At 45.0% G+C, this 25,272-nt stretch carries 21 protein-coding genes; 9 read left to right on the forward strand and 12 right to left on the reverse strand.

Annotation, left to right across the window (positions count from 1 at the left end; translation table 11 throughout):
- The 3 genes from QUB52_RS07685 to QUB52_RS07695 all read left to right on the forward strand — a co-directional run.
- Positions 1–930: Ig-like domain-containing protein (locus tag QUB52_RS07685; RefSeq protein WP_332976149.1), on the forward strand; the 930-nt coding region annotated here is incomplete at its 5' end.
- A 78-nt stretch (positions 931–1,008) separates the two neighbouring features.
- Positions 1,009–2,151 (forward strand): ISAs1 family transposase, encoded by a 1,143-nt coding sequence (locus tag QUB52_RS07690; RefSeq protein ID WP_332972806.1) that lies wholly within the window; start codon positions 1,009–1,011, stop codon positions 2,149–2,151.
- A gap of 210 nt (positions 2,152–2,361) precedes the next feature.
- Positions 2,362–3,915: a hypothetical protein gene (locus tag QUB52_RS07695; protein WP_332972807.1), complete on the forward strand. Its 1,554-nt coding sequence runs from the start codon at positions 2,362–2,364 to the stop codon at positions 3,913–3,915.
- Between the two features lie 72 nt (positions 3,916–3,987).
- Here QUB52_RS07695 and QUB52_RS07700 read toward each other — a convergent pair whose 3' ends face one another.
- Positions 3,988–6,192, reverse strand: a complete 2,205-nt coding sequence (locus QUB52_RS07700; RefSeq protein WP_332972808.1) for a lytic transglycosylase domain-containing protein — start codon at positions 6,190–6,192, stop codon at positions 3,988–3,990.
- A 52-nt stretch (positions 6,193–6,244) separates the two neighbouring features.
- Positions 6,245–6,403, reverse strand: a complete 159-nt coding sequence (locus tag QUB52_RS07705) for a hypothetical protein (protein ID WP_332966169.1) — start codon at positions 6,401–6,403, stop codon at positions 6,245–6,247.
- Between the two features lie 34 nt (positions 6,404–6,437).
- Between QUB52_RS07705 and QUB52_RS07710 the strand changes: the two genes are divergently transcribed.
- The 3 genes from QUB52_RS07710 (at position 6,438) to QUB52_RS07720 (ending at position 10,881) form a co-directional block, all read left to right on the forward strand.
- Positions 6,438–7,916, forward strand: coding sequence for a leucyl aminopeptidase (locus QUB52_RS07710; protein ID WP_332972809.1), 1,479 nt, complete (start codon positions 6,438–6,440; stop codon positions 7,914–7,916).
- Positions 7,917–8,165: 249 nt separating this feature from the next.
- On the forward strand, positions 8,166–8,402 hold the full coding sequence (locus QUB52_RS07715) for a hypothetical protein (RefSeq protein ID WP_332972810.1): 237 nt from the start codon (positions 8,166–8,168) through the stop codon (positions 8,400–8,402).
- 280 nt (positions 8,403–8,682) lie between these two features.
- Positions 8,683–10,881, forward strand: coding sequence for a PAS domain-containing sensor histidine kinase (locus tag QUB52_RS07720; protein ID WP_332972811.1), 2,199 nt, complete (start codon positions 8,683–8,685; stop codon positions 10,879–10,881).
- A gap of 116 nt (positions 10,882–10,997) precedes the next feature.
- On the opposite strand, the gene QUB52_RS07725 is transcribed toward QUB52_RS07720, so the two are convergent.
- The 3 genes from QUB52_RS07725 to QUB52_RS07735 form a co-directional block, all read right to left on the reverse strand.
- On the reverse strand, positions 10,998–11,837 hold the full coding sequence (locus QUB52_RS07725) for a M56 family metallopeptidase (protein WP_332972812.1): 840 nt from the start codon (positions 11,835–11,837) through the stop codon (positions 10,998–11,000).
- Complete coding sequence (locus QUB52_RS07730) at positions 11,837–12,259, reverse strand: BlaI/MecI/CopY family transcriptional regulator (RefSeq protein WP_332972813.1); 423 nt, start codon at positions 12,257–12,259, stop codon at positions 11,837–11,839. Before QUB52_RS07730 ends, QUB52_RS07725 begins: the two co-directional genes overlap by 1 nt.
- Positions 12,260–12,529: 270 nt before the next feature.
- Entirely contained in the window at positions 12,530–12,670 is a 141-nt protein-coding gene (locus QUB52_RS07735) for a hypothetical protein (RefSeq protein WP_332972814.1), read from the reverse strand.
- Positions 12,671–12,741: 71 nt separating this feature from the next.
- Between QUB52_RS07735 and QUB52_RS07740 the strand changes: the two genes are divergently transcribed.
- Both QUB52_RS07740 and QUB52_RS07745 read left to right on the forward strand, forming a co-directional pair.
- Complete coding sequence (locus tag QUB52_RS07740) at positions 12,742–13,692, forward strand: MbnP family copper-binding protein (RefSeq protein WP_332972815.1); 951 nt, start codon at positions 12,742–12,744, stop codon at positions 13,690–13,692.
- 181 nt (positions 13,693–13,873) lie between these two features.
- Entirely contained in the window at positions 13,874–15,070 is a 1,197-nt protein-coding gene (locus QUB52_RS07745) for an MbnH family di-heme enzyme (protein ID WP_332972816.1), read from the forward strand.
- A 38-nt stretch (positions 15,071–15,108) separates the two neighbouring features.
- Here QUB52_RS07745 and cydB read toward each other — a convergent pair whose 3' ends face one another.
- From cydB to QUB52_RS07780, 7 genes are all read right to left on the reverse strand, one after another.
- A complete protein-coding gene (cydB, locus tag QUB52_RS07750; RefSeq protein WP_332972817.1) occupies positions 15,109–16,119 on the reverse strand; it encodes a cytochrome d ubiquinol oxidase subunit II in 1,011 nt (336 codons plus the stop codon).
- A gap of 8 nt (positions 16,120–16,127) precedes the next feature.
- On the reverse strand, positions 16,128–17,570 hold the full coding sequence (locus QUB52_RS07755) for a cytochrome ubiquinol oxidase subunit I (RefSeq protein WP_332972818.1): 1,443 nt from the start codon (positions 17,568–17,570) through the stop codon (positions 16,128–16,130).
- Positions 17,571–17,997: 427 nt separating this feature from the next.
- A complete protein-coding gene (locus tag QUB52_RS07760) occupies positions 17,998–18,471 on the reverse strand; it encodes a hypothetical protein (RefSeq protein ID WP_332972819.1) in 474 nt (157 codons plus the stop codon).
- Positions 18,446–19,651, reverse strand: coding sequence for an urease accessory protein UreH domain-containing protein (locus tag QUB52_RS07765; protein ID WP_332972820.1), 1,206 nt, complete (start codon positions 19,649–19,651; stop codon positions 18,446–18,448). The genes QUB52_RS07760 and QUB52_RS07765 overlap by 26 nt, the downstream gene beginning before the upstream one ends.
- A 725-nt stretch (positions 19,652–20,376) precedes the next feature.
- Positions 20,377–21,438 (reverse strand): LOG family protein, encoded by a 1,062-nt coding sequence (locus tag QUB52_RS07770; protein WP_332972827.1) that lies wholly within the window; start codon positions 21,436–21,438, stop codon positions 20,377–20,379.
- A gap of 190 nt (positions 21,439–21,628) precedes the next feature.
- Positions 21,629–21,952 carry a thioredoxin gene (trxA, locus tag QUB52_RS07775; RefSeq protein ID WP_265239802.1) on the reverse strand — a complete coding sequence of 108 codons (324 nt, stop codon included), beginning with the start codon at positions 21,950–21,952 and terminating at the stop codon, positions 21,629–21,631.
- Between the two features lie 593 nt (positions 21,953–22,545).
- On the reverse strand, positions 22,546–23,709 hold the full coding sequence (locus QUB52_RS07780; protein ID WP_265239803.1) for a GuaB3 family IMP dehydrogenase-related protein: 1,164 nt from the start codon (positions 23,707–23,709) through the stop codon (positions 22,546–22,548).
- A gap of 110 nt (positions 23,710–23,819) precedes the next feature.
- On the opposite strand from QUB52_RS07780, the gene QUB52_RS07785 reads away from it, so the two are divergent.
- Positions 23,820–25,025 (forward strand): lipid-A-disaccharide synthase-related protein, encoded by a 1,206-nt coding sequence (locus QUB52_RS07785; RefSeq protein WP_332966186.1) that lies wholly within the window; start codon positions 23,820–23,822, stop codon positions 25,023–25,025.
- Positions 25,026–25,272 lie beyond the last annotated feature (247 nt).

Consider the following 25,272-nt stretch of genomic DNA (forward strand, 5'->3'; position numbering starts at 1 on the left):
GACGGTTCCTTTAGCTATACTCCGAATCCTGGTTTTGTTGGTTTTGACGACTTCACCTACAGCATCACTGACGGGGCCTTCCCGCCTTTTTTCACGACTGTGCCGGTCAAATTGAATGTCACTAATCAGCCACCGATCGCTAATCCAGACAGTTATAGTACATTGGCGAACACTGTTTTCAGCGCGGATGCGATCGCGGGAGTGCTAGTCAACGACTCCGACCCCGATGGCAACCCGCTGACGGCTGTCTCGGTTACTTTGCCTAGCAACGGCAATCTCATTTTAAATAAAAACGGCTCGTTTACTTATACTCCCAATACTGGCTTTTCGGGCACAGATAGCTTTACATACAAAGTTAATGACGGCATCATTGATTCTCCTCCCGCTCAGGTGAAGATTGCGGTTAAGAGTCCAGGCACGTTTAACTTTAGCAATGCTGACTACAGCGTTGGCGAAAACGGTTCTGTTGCGACAATTACCGTTACTCGCAATAGTATTGAGGTTGCTGCTGATGTGAGTTACAGTACGTCGAACGGTAGTGCTAATGCTGGTGACGACTATACTGCTGCATCTGGTACGCTGAATTTTGCGATCGGCGAAAGCAGTAAAAGTTTCACTATTCCAATTATTGATGACAGCTTAGTAGAAGGTAATGAAACTGTTGATCTCAGATTGATTTCTCCTACTAATGGGGCTGATTTGGGAGCGATTTCTACGGCTGTTTTGACTATTGTAGATACGACTCCGATTCCAACACCGATTCCGACTCCGATTCCGATTCCAACACCAATTCCGACTCCGACTCCAATTCCGACTCCGATTCCGATTCCAACACCAATTCCGATTCCGACTCCGATTCCGACTCCAATTCCAACTCCGATTCCGACTCCAATTCCGACTCCGATTCCGATTCAGGGCGAACGCATCTAAACTTTATGTTAATAGAATATGCTATATTATAGAAGAATTATTGAGTATCTGAAAAACATTTAATCAGGGTTTACCTGTATGAAACTCAAACCTAAAATCACCATTGCCGACCATTTTTCCGACTTAGAAGACCCAAGAATTGAGCGCACGAAGCGCCATCAATTAATTGATATTATCACCATCTCAATTTGTGCCGTGATTTGCGGTGCTGATACATGGGTGGATATCGAAAGTTACGGTCGAGCTAAATACGAATGGTTAAAGAAATTTTTAGAATTGCCGAATGGCATACCTTCACATGACACAATTGCGCGAGTATTCTCTCGCCTCAACCCGGAGCAATTTCAGAAATGTTTTTTGAGTTGGATTCAATCTATTAGCTGCTTAAATCTAGGAGAAGTAATCGCACTTGATGGCAAAACTCTTCGCCATTCTTACGATCGAGGAGGAGATAAGAAAGCGATTCATATGGTCAGTGCTTGGGCAACCAGTCAAAGATTAGTTTTAGGTCAAGTTAAAGTCGATAAAAAATCCAATGAAATCACAGCCATTCCGGCTTTACTTAAAGTATTAAAATTAAACGGAAGCATTGTCACAATTGATGCTATGGGCTGTCAGAGGTCAATTGTGAAGTCAATAGTCGAACAAGGAGGAGATTACGTAATCACCTTAAAAAAGAACCAGCCATCTCTATATGCCAGAGTAGAAGAGTTATTTAAACAAGCACTTGCACAAGGATTTTCTGGATTTAAACATACAGCTTATTCAACCAAAAAAGAGAGTAATCATGGGCGTTCAGAAATCCGACATCACTTAATTTTAAGTGACATCAAAGAGCTGATCGACCCCGAAAATCAATGGGAAAAACTTCACAGTGTAGGTATGATAGAATCCGTGAGAATAGTGAAGGGAAAAACAACTATTGAGACTCGCTATTACATTAGTAGTTCACCAAATAATGCTCAAAAGTTTGGTGAATCAGTCCGTAGCCACTGGGGAATAGAAAATCGTTTACATTGGGTATTAGATGTGGGTTTTCGTGAAGATGATTGTCGGATTAGAAAAGACAATGCTCCGCAAAATTTTGCCGTAATTAGACACATTTCGCTCAATCTTTTAAATCAAGAAAAAACCTCAAAAACTGGAGTAAAGAATAAGCGACTTCGAGCCGGGTGGGATGATGACTATTTGACTAAAATTCTCGCTGTTTCAGTTAACTAAATTCTCATAAACAACTCATTGTTAACTATTATACAACTTGTAAACAGTTGTTGTCAGCTTTTTATTGTCTTAAAAAGGGCAGCAAGTAAAAGCCATCATTAATCAGTTCCTCTTTTTTCTTAAAAGTCATTACAAAGTGTGTTTATAGCTTCTAACAATGGTGAATTTATCTTAAAATATACTCATCACTGATGAACCGTGTTCAATAAGATGCGTTCCCCCTGGATTCCGATTCCGACTCCAATTCCAACACCGACTCCAATTCCAACACCGATTCCAATTTCAACTCCGATTCCAATTTCAACTCCGATTCCAATTTCAACTCCGATTCCGACTCCGATTCCAACTCCGATTCCAATTTCAACTCCGATTCCAATTTCAACTCCGATTCCAATTTCAACTCCGATTCCAATTTCAACTCCGATTCCAACTTCGACTGCAATTCCGATTCCAACTTCGACTGCAATTCCGATTCCAACTTCGACTGCAATTCCAACTCCAACTTCGACTGCAATTCCGACTGCAATTTCGACACCAACTGCTGCGGAAACTCCGACACCAACTCCTGCGCCAAGTCAAATAGCGATCGCAATACCATCCCCAACACCAAGCGTCACGCCAATACCTTCACCCATTTTTTACCCTATCGAAGACTGTATTTGTGGCACTATTTTACCCGATCGCACTTCCATTGCAATATCCAATATTACTCAACATACTCTCAACGGTACTAACGGCAAAGATACCTTAACCGGCAACAATCTTAACGACAGCATCAATGGTTTCAACGGCAGCGACTTGCTAATTGGACTCGAAGGCAGCGATAATATTTACGGTGGCTTAGCCAGCAGCATTTCTGTCGGCGCGGATATAGACAGCGATACGATATTTGGCAACGAAAACAACGACTACATTATCGGTCACGCTGGCAATGATATTATTTATGCTGGTAAAGATGACGATTTGGCGATCGCAGGCAAAGACAATGACTTAATCTGGGGCGATAAAGGCAACGATACCTTACTTGGTGATGACGGTGATGATACCTTACTTGGCGGTACTTCAGACTCGTCTGATGGTGATTTAACTGGACGAGATTTGCTTTTTGGCGATCGGGCAAACGACATTTTATATGGACAAGAAGGAGAAGACACTCTTTCTGGTGGCGAAGATAATGATACCTTACATGGTGGCAAAGATAACGATCTAATTTTCGGTAATTCCGGCGATGATTTGCTGTTTGGAGATTTGGGAAATGACACCATCTGCGCTGGCGACGGCGATGATACATTTTTTGGAGATACTGACAAGATTGCAGCAGATGCTAGCAGTCAAAAAGATTACCTTTGTGGCAGTAATGGCAATGACTTAATTTTTGGTAATAACGATACAGATAAACTTTGCGGTGGAGAAGGCAATGATACTATTTACGGCGGCAAAGGTGACGATACTTTGATTGGCTCAATTGGCGATGATTGGTTGATCGGAGATTTAGGAAACGATACGCTGCAAGGTGGAAGCGGCCGCGATTACTTTGTGTTAACCTTGAGACAAGGCAGTGATGTAATTACTGATTTTACTAAAGGTGAAGATTTGCTGGTGTTAGCGGGTGGTTTAACTTTTGCTCAACTCACTATTACCCAAAGCCCTAATGCAGCTTCGATCGCGATTTCTCAGAATGGTCAACTCTTGGCTACTGTGAATGGAGTGTCGGCTAGTGCGATCGATCGCAGTGATTTTATCGTGTTTGGGCGATCGAATTAGCCACAGGGTACGTCACTTCGAGCATTCTCAATCATTACCAAAAATCCCATCCTGACGCACCCTACAACTTAACTAAGGCTTTGCTTTTTTTTGAGCAGCCGCATAATGCTCAGTCATCAACTGATTAACTTCTGGATTGTAAATCCGTAGATAATTCCAGTAATTCTCAAACACCGATTTCACGTATCCTTTCGTTTCAGGAAATGGAATCTTTTGGGCAAAAGCATCTGGATCACTAAAATCAAACCTCTTCAACCAATCTGCTACTGCATTCGGCCCGGCATTGTAACTCGCCACAGCTAACATCGAGTTATTTTTGTATTCGTCGTGAGTGTGATCCAAATACCAAGTTCCTAGTTTAATGTTGTCGTCTATATTCTCCAATGAATATTTTTTGAGATTAATTTTCTCAGCAACCCAAGCTGCTGTCTCCGGCATTACTTGCATTAAACCTGTCGCGCCAACTGCTGATTTAATACCAGGCATAAATCGCGATTCTTGCCGGATTAAAGCTGTTACTAATACTGAATTCATTTTGCGCTCTTCAGACCATTTGACAATGGTTTCTAGGTACGGAAAAGGATATAATGCTTGCCAATAGGCAGGCTGCTGTCTGAGAGCGAGGTATTCGGTTCGATCGTCTGGTTTTTCGCGCTGCCGCAAACTCCCAATCATCCACAAACCTTCTAAGTTGTCTCCAACTCCAATTCGCATTAAACCGTCGGTAAATTGTTCGGAAATACTCGGTTCTATACGGTTGGTAAATTCTGTTTGCCACAGAGTCCAAGCATCTCTATCTTGACCTAGTTGATAGAGTTCTTTTAATGCTGGAGAACCTGCGGTTGGTTCGGGGCGCTGAGGCTGTTGCACTACCTTGGGAGACAAATCTCGGACTGTGGTGAAGTCGCCTACTGGCCAGCCCAGAAATACGGCAGACCGCCATGCGAAATATGATTCTGGATAGCGTAAAACGGTGTATTCAAATGATGTTTTTGCATCTTGGTCGCGGCCTAGTTGCTGCGCCCATTTCCCCACCCAAAATGCTGCTTCTGCTGCTTGTTCGCTGTCGGGATTGTTGGTGGTTAGTTCCCTCGCCCACTGCCAAGCTGATTTTAAATCTCCGGCTTTGGCATATTGTTGGGCGATCGCCCAACGTAACTCACTTGCTTTATCAGAATTGCTGTATTTTGTCAATAGCAATTTGCGGGTATCTGAGGCGGATTGAGCGCTACCTGCTTTGTCGAGAAGTTTGGATTTGTCTAGCAAAGCTTCGGGGGCATAACTGGGAAATTTGCTAATCGCGCGATCGAGCCAAACCATCGCATCCTTGGGCTCGTTGAGTCGCGACAGCCGAATTAATCCCAAACCAGTATCTTCGGAATCTGGAAACGCCGTAATTAATTCTTGATAGGCAATTTTTGATTCCGGGATTTGACCGTCAAGCCACAAACCGCGAGCTTTCCGGTAAAGATGTTTGGCGGTGCGGGGAGCTTTTCCATAAGCAATTGCTCCTTTGCCGTAATCCTGTTTTTCCCAATACCCAAAAGCAATTTCGTCCCAATCTTCTGGTTTCAAACTAGCGCTGTTTTGCTGCACCAATTGTTCTAATAATGTACCGTAATCTTTGACATAATGACCGTGTTTTGCTACTAGCAGCATCAACTGCGGCTGGTTGGGATTTTCTTTTAACTTCTTCAGGGCAATTTCTATGCTGCGCGGATGAGCGGGAAATTCAGTAATTGCCTGCTGCCAATATTCCGGTTTTGACTTGCCTAAAACATATAAAGCTTCCGCTGCTACTGGATCGTTGGGATAATTTTTGAGAAGTTCTTCCCAAGCTTTTTGTGCTTTGTCTTTATCGCCGCTTAATTCGTAAGCTTGGGCACGTTTTTGGGCAATATGAGAGGCTAAAATAGGATATTGTTGCTCTAAATTGTCCAATAATTTTAATGCTTTGGTGGCATCTCCTTGCTGGATTAAATCGCTGGCCAGCAGGTAGCGGGCGCGACTTTGAGGGGAGATTTCTTGCTGGGGATTGGTACTTGCAGGCTGCAGGGTGGCGAGTTCAACTAATTTCGCCGATCGCTCCTGGGGTGAGAGCGATACGAGCATCTTAACGGACGACGATCCGGAATTCGCTGCATCTAGGGGCTGCTGAGCCTTCTGGAACGGGCCGACACCCATCAATTTTGCGGCGGCAACCAATGAGCCGAGCACCATCACGCAAACTGAAACGCTGATTAAAATAGAAAGTTGGGTTTTACGTTGCTTTAGCATGGGAAAATTTCAGATAATTAAGAATAGAAAATCGATCTCTTGTCAAGAGCGATCACAGGTAGGAGGGCTGTTCCACGCCATCGCAGGCATCGAGCTCGTTCCACGCTGATATAGTACCAGAATTTATTTTGATGTGCAGCGGGGAATTTGTGCGATCGATATATTTACCCGCACCAACGAAAAACCACAAACCGCCAACAACAAAGTACAATCAAAAATCTCAAATCTAAACAGTAAATCAAAACATGGAATTTCTAGTCACCGATAAACCCCGCTCTGCTTGGAAGGGAGATGCCCTGGCAATTGGTCTATTTGAGGACGCTTTGGAACTCACGGGCGATTTGGCACAATTAGACGAACAACTCGCAGGCACTTTAAAAGAGCTGATTCAGGAAGTAGATTTTAAGGGCAAAATCGGCACCAGTGCGATCGCCCGAGTCGGTGGCAATAATCCGATCCGCAAAATTGCGATCGTCGGTTTGGGAAAAGCCTCGGACTTAAAATTAGACACCGTGCGGCAAGCTGCGGGCGTTTGCGCCAAGTTAGCCAAAAAAGAGAAATGCAAAACCCTCGGCATTAGCCTTCCTGTGTGGAAAAACGCAGCGGATGTGACAGCCAGCGCGATCGCCGAAGGAGTCGAACTCTCCCTGCATCAAGACAACCGTTTCAAATCGGAACCAGACGATAAAACCCCGCAGATCGAACAAATTCATTTGCTCGGTTTTGCCGGTACCGAAAGCGCGATCGCCCTGGCCCGCCAAATCACTGCCGGAGTCATTTTAGCACGGGAATTAGTCGCAGCACCAGCCAATTATGTCACCCCGATTACAATGGCCGAAACCGCTCAAACTCTAGCGGCAGAATGCGGTTTAGAATTAGAAATATTAGAGCAAGAAGACTGCGAAAAACTCGGTATGGGAGCCTTTCTCGGCGTGGCCAAAGCATCCGACTTGCCGCCGAAATTCATCCACCTGACATACAAACCCGCAGGCACACCGCGCCGCAAAATTGCAATTATCGGAAAAGGAGTGACTTTTGACTCTGGCGGTTTGAACATCAAACCAACGGGTAGCGGCATTGAAATTATGAAAACCGATATGGGCGGCGCTGCGGCTGCTTTCGGAGCGGCAAAGGCGATCGGACACATCAAACCAGATGTCGAAGTTCACTTTATCAGCGCCGTCACCGAAAACATGATTAGCGGCCGCGCCATGCGCCCTGGAGACATCCTCACAGCTTCCAACGGCAAAACAATTGAAGTCAACAATACCGACGCAGAAGGGCGTTTAACCCTGGCTGACGCTTTGGTATTTGCTGATAAATTGGGACTTGATGCAATTGTCGATTTAGCAACTCTGACAGGCGCTTGCGTAATTGCATTGGGCGACGATATAGCTGGTTTGTGGAGTCCTCAAGATAGCGTCGCCGCCGAAATAGTCGCCGCCTCAGAATTGGCAGGCGAAAAGTTTTGGCGAATGCCGATGGAAGAGAAGTATTTTGATGGCTTAAAAGCATTGCACGCTGACATGAAAAACACAGGGCCCCGTCCCGGCGGTGCGATTACAGCGGCGCTATTCTTGAAGCAGTTTGTCAAGGATACTCCTTGGGCGCATTTAGATATTGCCGGCCCGGTTTGGATCGAGAAAGAAAACGGCTACAACGGCCCCGGAGCTACAGGTTTTGGAGTTCGGACTTTGGTGCATTGGGTGCTTGGTGGCGCTTAATTCATTGTGGATTATTTAGCGCAAAAATTGAGATTTTCGCTGCCTTAAAAGTCCGCTATTTGGGAGCATTTCCGGCTGGAAAAAAAGCATTTTTTCTGATAAGGATCGAAAACTTAATAACTTAAGCGATTGCTCGTTACCAGGCTATGCCTGGTAATGCAGATCCGGAGGCTCTGCCTCCTTTGATATCGCAACTTACAGGAAAGAAGACTGTAGGAGGTGCTTAATTTATTAAATTTTCATTCCTAAGTGGTGTCGGGAGAATCTAAGTTTTGCCTTTATAGTGCGATCGTCCCCGCTCGCGTATTGTACTCGCTCTTCGGGGACGATCGCACGCTCAATAAAAAAATGCTTTTTGCAAAACACCAGATGCTCCCAGTGCTGTCGGGAATTCGCGGGGACTATTGTTTACTGTTTGCTGTTTTATGTTTGCTGTCGGGAATTCGCGGGGGCGAGAAACCCGGTTTCTACACAATTTACGTTTGATAGCGAGAAATATACGAAGAAACCGGGTTTCTGAATTCAGCGCATCAGCCAACTAAGTTTTTAGCTCGCAGTATGAAAACCTTGATTTTCATGCAGGCATATCCTGTGCCTCAAGCGCCCCGAAACCATGATTATATGGTGGGATATCAAAAAACTGTCCGAAGTGTTGTTTCAGACAAACTCGAAAAAGTATATAATTATCTCAATATTTCACTCCCAAAAATCAAATAATTGTATTTGAGCGGATTTGCATTGGTATAGATACATTTTCTTGAACTTTATGCAAGAACAATTAACAATTTTTTTTTCCACACTTCCTGTATCTTCCGCAGTCGGCTGTGACGCGCTGCGGGAGTTGCGACTGTATGCTGTTTTTGACTCGCTGACGGCTCTGGCTTATTGCTCTGTGGCGCTATCTTTAGTCTATTTTACCCGCCAAGGTGATCGCAGCAAGATTGGACGGTTGTTTACTGTTGGTTTTTTTGCCTGCGGCGCTGCTCAATTGATGCAAGTTTGGATGCTTTGGCATTCTATTTATTGGTTGTCTGTAACTCTCAAAGCTGCAACTGCTGTAATTTTTTTACTGTTAGCAGCAGCGGCGATCGCTCTGATGCCGAAAGCACTGACTCAATTCACCTTAAATAAAACAAAAAATCTTCAAAAAATGCTGTTCAAAGAAGTAGAAGAAAATCACGAAAACCCAGATATCCAGACAGTAGAATTTGTAAAAGAATCGATCGCGCTAGCCGATTCAGAAACCATTGTTAATTCGCTTAACGAACAGTTAGAAAAAGAAATTGCCGATCGCCACCGGGTTGAGGAAAAGTGGCAGTTGGCTCAATTTGCGATCGATCGATCGGCAGATGCGGTATTCTGGATCGGAGCGGACGGTAAATTTGTATACGTCAACGACGCGGCTTGCTCTTCCTTGGGATATTCTGCCGCAGAATTGATCGACCTAACTATACACGACATTAATCCAGATTTTCCCGAAACTGCTTGGAGTTTGCACTGGAAAGTCTTAAAAAGGTGCGGTTCCGTTAATATTGAAGTTCACCACCTCACTAAGTACGGTCGCATTTTTCCGGTGGAAATTACGATCGACCATTTGGAATTTAACGGTAAAGAATATCAGTGCGCCTTTGCTCGCGACATTAGCGATCGCAAGCAAATTGAAGCAGCTTTGCGGGAAAGAGAAGAAGAATTTAGATCCTTAGTTTCTAACATTCCCGGCGCAGTTTATCGTTGCAGTGCGGCAGGGCGATCGAGTCTAAGGTTTATCAGCAACGGCATAGAAGCTATTTCCGGCTACCCCGCAGCTAACTTTATGATTCAACCGGTGCAGGCTTTTCCTAGTATAGTTCATCCCGATGATGCGGAGGCGATCGAGCAATTGATCGATCGCGCGATTAAGACAAAGCAGCCTTACGCGATCGAATATCGCCTAATTCACAGCGACGGAAATGTGCGGTGGGTTGCAGAAAAAGGTCAAGCCATTTTCAGCCCAGCAGGTCAAGTTATATCCCTCAACGGCGCTATTTTTGACATCACAGAGCGCAAAGCAGCCGAGGATGCTTTGCGGCTGTCTGAGGCGATCGCCAACAACAGAGCCCAGCAGCTAGAAATCGCTCTCAAAGAACTCCGAGAAACCCAATCTCACCTAATTCATACCGAAAAAATGTCAAGTCTCGGTCAAATGGTAGCGGGAGTGGCTCACGAAATCAACAACCCAGTCAGTTTTATCTACGGCAATATTTCCTACGCCACCCAATACATGAAAGACTTGTTGCAGCTTGTGGAACTTTATCAAACACATTATCCTCAGCCAAAAGTCGAAGTTCAAAAATATATTGAAAACATCGATTTAGAATTTCTGAGAGAAGATTTACTGAAAATATTATCTTCAATGAAAATAGGATCCGATCGGATTCGGGAAATAGTTTTAAGTTTGCGAAACTTTTCGCGTTTAGACGATTCGGTAAAGAAGGCGGCAAACATTCACGAAGGGATAGATAACACGCTGATAATTTTGCATAACAAACTGCGAGCGAGATCCGACTATCCTGAAATCACAATAATTAAAAATTACGGTCAACTGCCATTAATTGAATGTTATTCAGGTCAGCTAAATCAGGTATTTATGAATCTGGCGAGCAACAGTATTGACGCGCTAGAAGATGCTTGCAACCAAAAAAGGCGAACGGGCGACTGCGACTGGACACCAACTATTAGCATTCGCACCGAAGCCCTTAACGAAAATAGTATTTGCATCAAAATTGCCGATAATGCGCTCGGCATGACAGAAGACGTTCGCAGCCAATTATTTGACCCGTTTTTTACCACAAAACCGCTCGGAAAAGGCACCGGTTTAGGATTATCCATCAGCTACCGAATTGTTGTTGAAAAACACGGCGGAACCTTGAGTTGCAGTTCGGTTTTGGGTGAGGGGACGGAATTTGCGATCGAGCTTCCTTTGTGAAGATAAGGCCAGGAAAAGCCCACCCAATCCTGTGCCGAGGCAATGCAGCTAGTGACATTAGCTCAAAAATGTCAGCGCATGGAAACCAGTTATTTCTTCGATCCTCGCCACTTCAATCAACTGTGAAACGGCACAGTTAACAAAGGCAAAAGCGTTAAAATTAGCCAAGAAAAAAACCATTTATTCACCTTTAAAACTAATTCAGGCTCTGCCAATAAAGCCTCTATTCTCTCTCCCAATCTATTTTGTGAACCGACAGCACCAACTACGCAATCTACATCAAAATTTCGGTGTGGATAACTCGCCACTAACAACAAAGCTTCTGCTAACAATAAACCATCCACTCCCGCCGCAGCCTTAGCATCAGCCCGCAATTCCCGCAGCGTTAATAACTCTTCCCACAAAGCTTGCGTATTCGGCAGCCAAACAGTAATTTTTCGCAGCCATCCCAACCAGAAAAACCAGAACGTATCGCGATAATAGTAGTGCGCTTGTTCGTGAGCAATTACTGCTTGCAGGTGAGCTGAATCTAGGTTTTTTAACAATCCGGTACTTAGTGTAAATTCTATTTTCCAAAAACCAATTATCGCAGAAAAAAAAGCTGGCGTGTTGATAATTCTGACATTGATTCCGGCTATTTTTTTCTGAGGAAAAGTGCGAATTTGCTTTAAAAATAGATAGCCATCTGTGGCTAGCTTGATCCACAAAATTGTAGCTAGGCTTAAAAAAGTTACAGCTAGTAAATAGCTAAACCATCCGTCCCACAATCTTACCATTTGTCCCTGAGTTCCCATAAAAACAACTGCTATAGCTGTCGCGAGCAACAGCAGCGGGGGAAACAAGAAAAATAAAAGCGATCGCTGCCAGCGACTGGCCCAATTTCCTTGAGGAACAGACCATCTAATTCTCAAACAGCAAGCTGCAACCAACGCAGTAACAATCAGAATTAAGTGCATTATTTTTGCTCCTCCCGGGCTTGGCGGACAGCTTGAATGCGAAGGGAAATTTCTTGTAATTGTTCGACTGTTGCTTGGTCGAGGCTGTCAGCAAATGCTGCTACAATATCGGGATTGCCAACTGCTAGAAACTTCTGCAAGCGATCGTAAGCAAATAGCGATCGGGCTTCTTCGCAAGAAACTAAAGGTTGCCAAGCGAACGTCCGTTCTGTTTTGTCGCAGGCCAGCCAACCCTTCTCAGTCAAGCGCCGCAGCACTGTTGTGACTGAAGCATAGGCTAATTCGCGGTCTGGATCGGCTAAAATGCGATCGTGTACCTCTTTGACTGTAGCAATTTCTAGCTCCCAAACTATATTTAAAATCTCAGCCTCCAAAGGGCCGAGAGAAAGTTGCTTGGGGCGGTAATTTGGCAGAGGATTCATGTAATTTTAGATTTTAGATTTTAGATTTTAGATTCTAGGTAAAAAACCCGGTTTCTTTGTATAATCCGGGAGCATCTCAGTTTTGCAAAAAGCATTTTTTTTATAGTGCGAGCTTAAGAACTCGCGAGTTGTACAATACGCGAGCTCTTAAGCTCGCACTATAAATGCAAAATTGAGATGCTCCCGTATAATCCTCATTGCCAAACCTGATATTTCTGCTAAAAACCGGGTTTAAGAGGGCAAGCGCGTCCTAGCAATATAAGTAATTACTTATCGATAGTACATCATAAATGATGTTGCTCGACTATTTTTTGAGAAAGACTTAATCATACATTTTTCCTCTTCCTTCTTCCTTCTTCCTTCTTCCTTCTTCCCTCTTCCTTCTTCCATACAAGTTTGACAAGCCGTCATTTGACAATATAAGTAAACAAGTGTAAGAATTATGCGGAAATTATCACACTTAGTATTGTAATTGTCTTTCAATGAAAAAACAACTAATCCTAGCCTCTACAGCCGCAGGCATCGGTATTTTGTGCAGCTATTCAGCCATTGACAGACATCAAGCAACGGCGGCAGAAACTCAAGCGGTAGAGATTAAATTTAGCGCGATGGTAGGCGAAAAACCATTTAACTGTGGCGAAAGCTACAGCAATTTAGGTACATCGGCTGCTACAGTTACCCCTACAGATTTCCGCTTTTATGTATCCGATGCTGCATTAATTGACGCTAGTGGCAAAGCTGTACCGCTGACTCTCAAACAAGACGGTAAATGGCAGCATCAAAACGTCGCTTTACTAGATTTTGAGAACAAATCCGGGGCTTGCGCTAACGGAACAGTCGAAATTCGCGATCGGCTAATCGGCACAATACCCAAAGGCAGCTACAAAGGTCTGCAATTCACCCTCGGCGTGCCTTCTAACCTCAATCACGAAGATGCAAGTCTAGCACCTTCTCCGCTCAATTTAACCTCGCTGTGGTGGAACTGGCGCGGCGGCTACAAATTTCTGAGAATTGACATAAAAAATCAAATGGTTGACCAAAAGCCCGACAGCAAATCTGGCAAAGAAAGTAGCCCAATTGCTCACAACGCAGGCAGTCATGGCAGTAGTCACGGTGGCGGATTGCAAGGTTTTATGATTCATTTAGGCAGCACGGGATGCAAAGCTGAAGGCAATAATCAAAAGCCGACTACCTGTGCCAATGCTAACACATCAAAAGTAATCTTGAGTAACTTCGATTCCACAAGAAATACAGTTATTGTTGACCTAAAATCCCTGGTTTCTCAAACTAATTTAGCAGTCAATCAAGCGAATACTCCGCCCGGATGTATGTCAGAACCAAATGACGGCGACTGCGCCGGAATTATGACAAATTTAGGTTTACCATTTGGAGACAAACCTGCTGCGCGACAAACTTTCTTTCAAGTTAAGTAATAGCACTGACACAGCATCTTTCTATAGCATTCGTGGGGGCGGTTTTATCTCTATCTAGGCTTATACATTGCTCGTTACCAGGCTCTGCCTGGTAATGCAGATCCGGAGGCTCTGCCTCTATTTACCTCGCACCTCAATCTCTATGTAATTATCAAACCATCGGCTATCTATAAAACATCAAATGAAGTGGAAAAAATTATTAAATCTGACTATTATCTGGATTTTATCATGCTTCCTAGCAATGAGTTTGAGTGCAGTATTATCCTCCACAAATTCCAGTTTAGCAAATCCCCCCACTTTTACCTACAATTGGAACATTCCCCCTGGAATACCAAAACCCATTGTACCAGCCGACAACCCAATTAGCCAAGAAAAAGTCGAATTAGGAAGGCATCTTTTCTACGAAAAACGCCTGTCAGTCACCGGTGAATTTTCCTGCGCTTCCTGTCACATTCAAGCCAAAGCTTTCACCGACGGAAAAACATTAGGAGTCGGCGCAACCGGAGAAAAACACCCGCGCAATGCTATGAGTTTAGCCAACATTGGCTACAATTCCGTGCTAACTTGGGCTAACCCGCTACAAAATAAACTCGAATCTCAGCTATTAGTACCTTTGTTTGGCGAACATCCGGTAGAAATGGGAATGGTGGGTAAAGAAGAGGAACTTTTGCTAATGTTGCGATCGGATTCCCAATACCAAAAAATGTTTGTGGCAGCTTTTAGTCAAGAACCAAATCCTATTAATATTAGCAACTTAGCAAAGGCGATCGCCTCTTTTGAACGCACTTTAATTTCCCTCAGTTCTCCCTACGACAGATATCGCTACAACGGCGACTCCCGCGCGATTTCAGCCTCAGCCAAGCGGGGCGAAGAATTATTTAACAGCGAACGTTTAGAATGCTTTCACTGCCACGGCGGGCTAAATTTCTCAGATTCTATCATGCACGATCGCCTAGCTTTCAAAGAAATAGCTTTTCACAATACAGGATTGTACAATATTGACGGGAAAGGCGCTTATCCGCCCAACAATACTGGAGTATACGAAATCACCAGCGAACCCTCAGATATGGGCAAATTTAAAGCACCAACCCTGCGAAATATTGCTTTGACAGCACCTTATATGCACGACGGAAGTATCAAAACCTTGCCCGAAGTTATCGGCCACTACAAAGCGGGCGGCAGAACTATTAAAAAAGGAGAATTTGCGGGAATAGGTAGCAAAAATCTGCTCAAAAGCAACTTTGTTTCTGGCTTCAAACTCAACGTGCAAGAACAGCGCGATTTATTGGCTTTCCTGCACAGTTTAACCGATGAAGATTTTATCAAAAATCCTGCTTTCAGCGACCCATTCGTTCGTAGTGAGGACTTTAGTCCTTAGAAATTTAGAAGGATTAAAGTCCTCACTACGAACCTATTTTATTCGCCGTAGCCGCCAGTAACCTTACCCCGAAACACAATGTAATTGTAGATGTTATAAAAAATCATAATCGGGATCAAAAAGCCAATGAACACAATCATAAACACCAGGGCGCTGGGCGCAGCGGCGGCTTGGTAAATCGTAATTTTGGTCGGGATAATGTAGGGAAAAACAATTAATCCCAAGCCGAAAAAAGTTAGCAAGAAAATCAAAATTGTCCACACGAACGGCGTTCGTTCTTCTTTTTTTGCCAAACTTTTTAGCAGCATTCCCACCAGCAGCGCCCCCAGCAAAGGAATCGCCACAAAAACATAAACTAGCGGTTTTTCAAATAATCTCGCCCTGATACTTTCGTAAAAAATCGGAGTGGCGATCGTAATTAAAACTGCTCCGATTAAAGTCGTCACGGCTGCAATTTTAGCAGTGCGATAGTGATTTGTTTGCAGTTCTCCGTCAGTCTTCATAATTAGATAGGTGGAACCGATCAAAACATAGCCTTGAACCAACGTCAAAGCCACCAAGATCGATCGCCAATCCAGCCAATCCCAAGTAGTACCGACAAAGTGACCCGCTTCGTCAACCGCAATGCCTTCGAGCACCGCACCGAGGGCGAATCCTTGAGCTAAAGATGCTAAAAAACTGCCTACCCCAAAAGCATAATTCCAAAATTTTTTCCGGTTGGAATGCTCCCGAAATTCAAAGGCGACAGCCCGAAAAATCAGGCCGAAAAGCATCATACAAATCGGTATGTACAAAGCAGTTAAAATCGTGCCGTAAGCGAGGGGAAATGCCCCAAATAAAGCGCCTCCCATTAAAACCAGCCAAGTTTCGTTCGCATCCCAAACGTTGCCCAGACTGGTCATTAAAATGCTCCTGCGTTCCTCATCGTCAGCAGTCAGAGACAAGATTCCGACTCCCAAGTCAAAACCGTCTAGCATGACGTAAAGGAGGAGAAATAGAGCCAAGATTACAAACCAAACTTGCGGGAGAAAATGCTCCAAACCTTGCATAAAATCTCCTATTGTTGTGCTTCTACAGGGCGTTGATCTGGAATATGTTCTGCAGGTTGAGTTTCTATCGCTGGTTCATTGTCCAATCCTGGCAACGGCAGAGTTAAATTCGGCCCTTTGCGGATAATTCTGCTGCCGAAATACATCGCACAAACAAACAAAAAGCTGTAGATAACGGCAAAGCAGATGAGGGAAGTTAAAACATTGCTAGCGGGGATTGCTGATACACCATCAGCAGTGCGAATTTTCCCGTATAAAACCCACGGTTGTCTGCCGACACAGCGCACTATCCAACCCGATTCTACAGCAATATATCCCAGCGGCGCAGCTAATACCCAAGCCCGCATCAGCCAAGTTTGACTGCTGATATTTTCAGCAGCAAGTTTGCCTCGCATCCACTGAATTATACTGAATAACATCAATCCTAGAAAAAAGAATCCAATCCCGGACATGATGCGGAAAGAATAGTAGATTAAACCCACCATCCGGGGTCTATCTTCGGGCTTCCATTCTTTTAATCCGAGAACGGGTTCGGATAGTTTTTCCTTGAATTCCAGAACGTATCCTAAGCCATTGGGAATTTTAATTTCCCAGTCATTTTTTTGAGCTTTTTCGTTAGGTAAAGCCATTAAAGTCCAATCGGCTGACTCTCCGGCTGGGGAGGTTTCCCACTTAGCTTCAATCGCAGCTAATTTAGTGGGTTGATAGCGATAAACTTGTTCGGCGCTTAAATGTCCGATGAATATCTGCAAAGGTGCAACGGCGATTGCTGTGGCTATGGCAATTTTTAATGATTTGGAAAAAAAGGCTTGGTTGCGCTTGTTGAGAATGTACCAAGCGCTAATGCCGCCAATTACAAACAGTGAAGTTTCTAACGTCGCAAAAAACATATGCAGAATGCTGTTTAATGCGAAGGGGTTCATAATTGCTTGAAAGTAATCGCTGACAATAAATTTGCCATTCACCATTTCTCCGCCCGCCGGAGTTTGTAGCCAAGAGTTAGCGACTAAAATCCAGACTGTGGAAAGGTTTGCGCCGAAAGCTACCATGATTGTAGCGAAATAATGGACGATCGGGTGAACGCGATCCCAACCGAATAGCATAATTCCTAAAAAGCCTGCTTCTAGCATAAATGCCATTGAAGCTTCAAATCCCAAAATGCTGCCAAAAAAGTCACCAACAGCTTCCGAAAATGGTGCCCAATTCGTGCCAAATTGAAATTCCATCGGAATCCCGGAAGCTACACCAATCCCGAAATTTAGAACGTATAGTTTAGACCAAAAACGAGCGTGGTGGTAGTAGTCAGGATTGCGAGTTTTCAGCCACATTCCTTCAACAATTACCAGATAAATCCCCATTCCAGTAGTCAGAACTGGCCACAGCATATGGAATATTGCCGTTAGCGCAAATTGCATCCGCGATAAGGCAACGGTGTTAGATAAGATATCCATTGTTATATCCTTTAGTCAGTTCAAGAGAGGTTATACCAATTTCATAAAGTAGCGCTAGATATTACCCCCCCAACCCCCCCTTATTAAGGGGGGGCTTCGGACTTCATTAGCACATCTTTAGAAAAATGGTATTAGTTTGAACAATTTCCAGAATTGACACTGGTTATAATGTAGTGTAAAAATTTGTGACATTTTGTAGAGTTGGCAATTTTTAAGGTTTTATACAGATTTGATCGGAATGATTTAACCGCAGAGAGCGCAGAGAGCGCAGAGAAAGAGAGGAGAGAGACGAATAATTCTGATGAAGAGTGTATATGATATTACCGAATGTTGGGTGGGGGCGGGTTTATGAGATTGTGGGTTTTAGGCATTTATTGTCGGTGAACCCGCCCCTACAAGATTTATGTTCGGTGATGGAAAGATGATCTTAGCGAACTGTGACAGTATAATTAAATTCAAATGGTTTAAAATTAGCTCCTGCCTTTGCTGTTCCGCTCAATTTTAGTTCATAAATACCAGCCTTGGGAAATACGATGTCAGCGCCCGGAATGCCTTGATATTTCTCCGCAGATATGGCTTTGAGAGGCGGCTGCATTAGGGGCTTATCGCCCTTTTTGTGCTGTTTTGGATAAACCGCTAATTTGCAGTTACACTGCTCTAGGGGGATAATTTGACCGCCCCTGCGAGTCAGGGCAAACCAAACTCTCGCGGTTTCTCCGGCGCGGGGATTGTGGTTTGGTTCGAGGTGAAAGGTAGCAGCAACATCGCCGGAAACTTCGACTTCGTGGGCGAAAACTGCGATTGAGTTAAATTGTGGCGCTGTCGGAATTGTGGCTTCGACTAGCAATCCGCAAAAAACTAATATTCCCAAAATTTTACTTTTGTTTGACAGGCGAAACATAGAACTTCTCCAGTGATAAAATTGACCAAAATAAGCGCGATCGCGCTGCGATAACTAACACTGCAACTACGGTTAAAACGGCGGTCAGCAATTGATTGTGCAATTTCCATTCAAAGCCGCCGAGATAGTGGGAACCGATGAGGGCTGCGTGGATGGCGGACAACAAAAAAGCGGGAACGGTTAACAGGTGAATTCGCCGCCACAGTTTGCCTAAATAATGTTGAATGCGATCGCAACTTGTAACCGCCGCCGGCAACATCAACAGCAGCGACAGCATCCCAGCCACGATTCCCAACTGATGCTGCGGCACCATGAAAGATACAGCATCAAAGTTCCAATTCAGCGTATGATCCAACATATGAAAGGTGTGGGCAAGGGCGATCGCGATCGCACCTACACCCAAAGCGCGCCGGTAACGCAGCAGTTGTGGCAAAAACTTGCTAACGGGACGCGCCAACAGTGCTAGCATCAAGCACAGCAGCGCTGCGTGGCCTGTAAAATCGACCATTTCGTCGGTTCGCAGCAAGGTAAGAATCCCGATCGAAATTGTCACCCACCCGCCCATCCGAAACAGTTGACTTTGCCTGTCAGCGCTGAATCTGCCGGCGAAAAAACCGACTCCCAGCATGGTTGGTAGGGTTCCCAATCCAAAAGCTAACATCGTCGCGGCACCGAAAATCGGATTTCCGGTTTCAGCGGCTTTAATCTGGGCGGCGTAGAGGAAACCGCAGGGAATTAAACCCCAAAGCAAACCCAAAGCTGCCGGTACCCACCAGTTTTGGTGCGCCGAAAGCTTGTTCATGGCTTGTGCGACTCGATCGTGCGACATTGGGTGTAGCAGTGGTAATCGCGGTAGCAAGCCCGGTTTGATTTGGACTACTCCGAACCAAATCAGCATTGTACCTGTGAAAAGTGCGATCGCCCGCCGCAATCCGCTACCGGTACCAGCCATTTGTCCGCCAGCAATTAACACCGAACCCAGTCCGCCAATTCCAGCGCCCACTAAGCCGTAAGCAGCAATTCTCCCTAAATTCAGCAGCAAATGAAAGCGGAAAGTAGCTAATTTTTCGTTGCGGGAATTGGAGAGAGAAAACGCCACTGTCAGCGGCCCGCACATTCCCACGCAGTGCCCGAAACTGCCGAGAAATCCCAAAGTGCTAATTAGCAGCAGGTCTAGCATTGTGCTGGTTTTTTCCAAAATAAGGCGATCGAGATATTAATACCAATTTCATAAAGTAGCGCTAGATTTTACCCCCCCAACCCCCCCTTATTAAGGGGGGGCTTTGGAATTCATCTATAGCACATCTTTAGAAAAATGGTATAACAATATTTGCTTTGGCTATTGCCCGCTTTTTTCTTGACTTTATACAAATATTTATCTCAGTCGATCGCTTTTGTCAAAAGACAGGTTGTCAAACTTCTTTCCAATCTCACCCATATCAAAGTTCGTCGTTAACTATCAACTGTTAACTGACAACTGACAACTATAGCAATCCTAAATCATTATCACGTGCGGCGAACATAAATGTGATTTCCCCAAAATACATCAGGACAAGGTAGTGCCGTGTCCCTACTGGTAAATAGAAAATCATTTAGGATTGCTATATCAACTATCAACTATCAACTATCAACTATCAACTATCAACTATCAACTATCAACTATCAACTATAGCAATCCTAAATCATTATCACGTGCGGCGAACATAAATGTGATTTCCCCAAAATCCATCTGTAGGGACTAAGGCCAAGCCGTGTCCCTACAGAAAATCATTTAGGATTGCTATATCAACTGACAACAGTTAACAGTCAACAGTCAACAGTCAACAGTTAACAGTCAACAGTTAACAGTCAACAGTCAACAGTCAACAGTCAACAGTCAACAGTCAACAGTTAACAGTTAACTGGCTACTTTTGTTCTGGATGCGCGGCCGCCGGCGAAGCTGCACCCATTTCATTAATCGCAGCAATTAGCTGATAAAGCCGCCCCAAATTCCGCTGGTTGAAATGCAAAGTCAGGCGCGGTAGCTCGAAAGTTGGATCTCCTATTTCCGCAGGTAAAGCTTGACTTTTGGCGATTTTTCCGGTGACTACAATATCGCTAAAATCAACATTTAGCCGATCGACATTTTCCTCAGAAAGCTCTGTTTTTAAGCGAATTACCAGTTGTTCGCGCACGTAGCGGCAGGAGTGATAAACCAGATAAAAACTCGCGATCGCCTCACAAGCGACATTTACATCGTCTGTAATCGTGTAGAGACTGCGATCGTCAGCAGAAATCAAACCCCGGCCCCGCAATTGTTTTTGCACAAAAGTATTCCAATCGTGCCAATAATCGCCTCCCGGTCGATCGATCAATACCACAGGAGCAGGCCCGAACTTGCCAGTTTGAATCAAAGTCAGACACTCAAAAGCCTCATCCAGAGTGCCGAAACCGCCCGGAAACAGAGCCAAAGCATCGCTTTCCCGGAGAAAAAATAACTTGCGAGTGAAAAAATATTTAAAATTGAGCAATTTGCGATCGCCCGCAATGAAAGGATTAGAACCCTGCTCGAAAGGTAACTGAATGTTCAGCCCAAAAGAACGTTCAGCAGTCGCCCCCTCGTTCCCCGCTTGCATGATTCCGCCCCCGCCGCCAGTAATCACCATAAATCCCTGCTGGGTAATCGCCCGCCCAAAGTCTCGGGCCATCAAATATTCCGCTGATGTCGGCGACACTCTCGCCGAACCAAAAATTACAATTTTGCGAACGTGGCGGTAAGGATAAAACATCTGAAAAGCCTTTTCCATATCTCGCAGAGACGACGAGATAATTTTCCAGTCAAGGCGATCGAGTTCCTCTCCGGCCATTTGCACTACAGTCGAGAGCGATCGTTCGATCCACTCAGAGTGCTTTAACATTGGCAGGCGATCGATTAAGTCGATCGCATCAGCTTGGAGGGACTCAAAACCTTGACCAGAAGGAAGCATGAATTTTTCCGTAACGGTAACAATTTGTCGGATCATCAAAATTAAGGGGGCAAGCCACATTTATCAGCCAATAGCCACCAGCAAATTGCGCTGCTAGCAGCTAATAACTTTTCTAGTAGCTTTGCCCCAGTTTTGAAGGAAGTTAGCTTTCGCTGCCAAAAAAAACAGCGCGAAACTGCTCGCAGTTCAGTTAAATGTACTTTTCCAGAGTGTTGGCCAGAGTAGTTTTCGGAACTGCTCCAACCACCATATCAACCCGCTGACCTCCCTTAAATATCATCAGCGTCGGAATGCTGCGGATACCGTATTGGCTGGCGACGTTAGGATTTTCGTCGGTATTAACTTTTACTACCTTCACCTGCCCTTCATATTGCTGGGCGATTTCCTCTACGACGGGCGCCACCATCCGACAGGGCCCACACCAGGGAGCCCAAAAATCCACTAGAACTGGAACTTCGCTATCGAGCACTTCCTGCTTAAAGGTAGAGTCGGTTACTTGCGCGGCTGCTGACATCCCTAGCCATCCTTGTAAATACTATTTCTTGGTTAACAAGTTTAGCAAAAAGTGTAACCATTTGCGTCAACGATTTTCAGAGCAGGCTTCTGAAGGGTTCCGAAGGAAGAAGGAAGAGGGAAGAAGGAAGAGGGAAGATGGCTATAACGGCTTCAGCGGTTCAGTTGACAGTTGACAGCTTGTTCGCTCGCGCAGTCGTTGGGTTGACAGCACTTGACAAAAGAAGTCCGAGGATTGGAGTAATGAATAGTCTGATTTTAATTTCTCGCCTTTAGGGGTTCCGGCTTTAAACCAACTTTTTCGGGTAAAAACAGGGAAGAAGGCATTCGGCAGCATAAAAATTCTCCCCTCTGCCACTCTCCGGATCAAACAGCCTCAGCCCTGTACCTAGTAAGCAAGAGCTAAAATTTCCGGTAAAAAAGGAACCGCCCGAACAGTAGTCCGGGCGGAGTGTGGTGTGAGGAGTGAACGGAAACTTGTGTCTCCGCTTCTTCTATTCTGACATCTCCTTCTCGATAATTCCACAAAATTCTGTAAATTTCGAGACGATCGCACAAATTTTGTCAAGGTATCCTGGTATTCGATCGATAAATCTACTTGCCCATGCCTAACTGCTGAGCTTTTTGATAGACTTTACCCTCAGTCAACAGAGAAGGAGCAATCACCACTTCCACTTGCTGCATCTCCTTAATATCCTTAGCGCCCAGAGTGCCCATGCTAGTTTTGAGAGCTCCAAGCAAGTTGTGCGTGCCGTCATCTAGAAGAGCCGGCCCCCGCAAAATTTGCTCCACAGTACCCGTAGTCCCGACACGAATCCGAGTACCCCGTGGCAAAACCGGGCTCGGAGTCGCCATCCCCCAGTGGAAGCCCCGGCCTGGAGCTTCAGCAGCCCTAGCAAACGGTGAACCAATCATCACTCCATCGGCACCGCAGGCAATACACTTGCAGATATCGCCGCCGGTAATTAAACCGCCGTCAGCAATCACCGACACATATTTGCCAGTTTCGCGATAATAGTCGTCCCGCGCGGCGGCGCAGTCTGCTACCGCTGTCGCTTGGGGAACGCCGACACCCAATACGCCCCTAGACGTGCAAGCAGCCCCTGGCCCGATGCCCACGAGAATGCCTGCGGCGCCAGTTTTCATTAAATTCATGGCGACTTCGTAGGTGACGCAGTTGCCCAAAATTACTGGTATTGGCATCTCTCGACAGAATTGGGTCAAGTCTAAAGACGTGATGGATTCAGGGGAAAGAAAAGCTGTCGAGACTACAGTTGCTTGTACAAAAAATATATCGGCTCCCGATTTAGCAACTGTTAATCCGTATTTACTCGCGCCGGCTGGTGTACCGCTGACAGCGGCAATCCCTCCTCCGGCTTTAATTTCTTTAATTCTCAGCTCGATTAATTCTGGCTTGATCGGTTCGGCATAGAGTTGCTGCATCAGGGACACAAATTCGTGGTTCCCAACAGAAGCGATGCGCTCTAAAATGGGTTTGGGGTCGGCATAGCGGGTTTGAACTCCTTCTAAGTTGAGCACGCCCATTGCTCCCAATTCCGACAGCAAAATGGCCATCCGCACATCGACGACTCCATCCATAGCGCTGGCGATGATCGGAATTTCTCGATCGATCCCACCAATCTGCCACTTGGTATCTGCCAAACTCGGATCTAGGGTACGCAGTCCCGGTACGAGCGCGATTTCATCTATGCCGTAAGCTCTGCGGGCGCTTTTGCCCCGCCCAATTTCAATATTCACGCTGTTTCACTTCCACAATGTATTTCAATTAGATTAACAAAATCGTAGCCTGCTTGAGGGTAGCGATCGCGCGAGTGTGTTAAAAAAAGTTCGGCACTAATTCTGATTTTATGAAATCCAAAGAGATACTTTTCCTCAGCAACGGCCACGGAGAAGACGCGATTAACTGTCAAATTGTCCATGCTTTGAGAGCATCGGCGCCAGATATTGATGTTTCAGCTATGCCGATTGTAGGTGACGGCGCTGCTTACAGTCGATCGACCATACCAATTATCGGGCCCACCAGTCCCATGCCATCTGGGGGAGTTTTTTACATGAATCCCCTGTTTTTCCTCAAAGATGTGAGGGCGGGCCTAGTTCGTTTAACTTTCCAGCAATTGCGGGCTGCTTTGACGCATTCGCAGCACTGCGATTTGGTGGTAACAACTGGGGATATTATCGCGGCGGGGTTCGCCCATGCCACAGGCCGGCCCTATATAATTTTTATGTCAGCTCATTCTACTTATTACGAAGGGCTAGCCGATTTAGGTTTCCTATTGAATTATTTGCTTTCCTCCGAGCAATGTCTAGCTATTTTCACTAGAGACGCTTTGACTGCTGCGGACTTAAACCAACAGGGTTTCGAGAAAGCCATATTTGTCGGCAATCCTGTCATGGACAACCTCAATGCTACGGGCAAAAATTTAGAGTTAAAGGCTGGAGTTCGGACGATCGCGCTTCTACCCGGTTCACGCCTCCCGGAAGCCAACGACAACCTCATTTTGCTGCTAAAACTGGTCAAAGAAATTGCTGCCAACTCTACTTTACCAGTGCAGTTTCGGGCTGCTTTAGTTCCGAGTTTGATGCTGGAATTAGATGATATTGCGGCAAAATCGGGATGGTTGCACCGAGAAGGCAAGTTAATTTATCAAGAAATCAAACAGCAGGGTAGCGAAAAAGCAGCAACAGTTGAAGTAATTTGCTACTCTGATGCTTTCGCCGACATTTTGCAGCAGTCTAATTTAGTAATTGGGATGACAGGAAGTGCGATCGAACAAGCTGTAGGCTTAGGAAAACCTGTAATTACAATACCCGGTAACGGCCCGTCATTTACCTATCGGTTTGCGGAGGCTCAAAATCGGCTGTTAGGCGATTCCGTGCAGGTGATTGGCACAGAACCAGCAAATCCTGATATTCTCAAAGAAGCTGCTAAAGCCGTCGATCGCACTTTGCAAGATGATAAATATTTAGCAAATTGCATTAAAAATGGTTTAGAAAGAATGGGCCCAGCAGGAGGCAGCCATAAAATTGCTAATTACGTGGCAAACTATCTCTAAAAAAACCGTTTACAAAAAAAGGTTCACAGTCAGGACTTTAGTCATAAAAAAAGGTTCGTAGTGAGGACTGAAATCCTTCTTTTTCAGCGGACTCGCATTCCTCACTACGAACCTTTTTTAGCGGTTATTAGTGGAACATAAAATTTATTGCAAAAATAGGTAAAAACGGGCCGGAGAGCCAGTTCCAAAATTTGATTAAAAGGACTTTTGCAAGATATCTATAGTATCAGCTACAAAAACAAGAGCG

Source organism: Microcoleus sp. A6-C6 (assembly GCF_036705955.1).
Lineage (GTDB): Bacteria > Cyanobacteriota > Cyanobacteriia > Cyanobacteriales > Microcoleaceae > Microcoleus.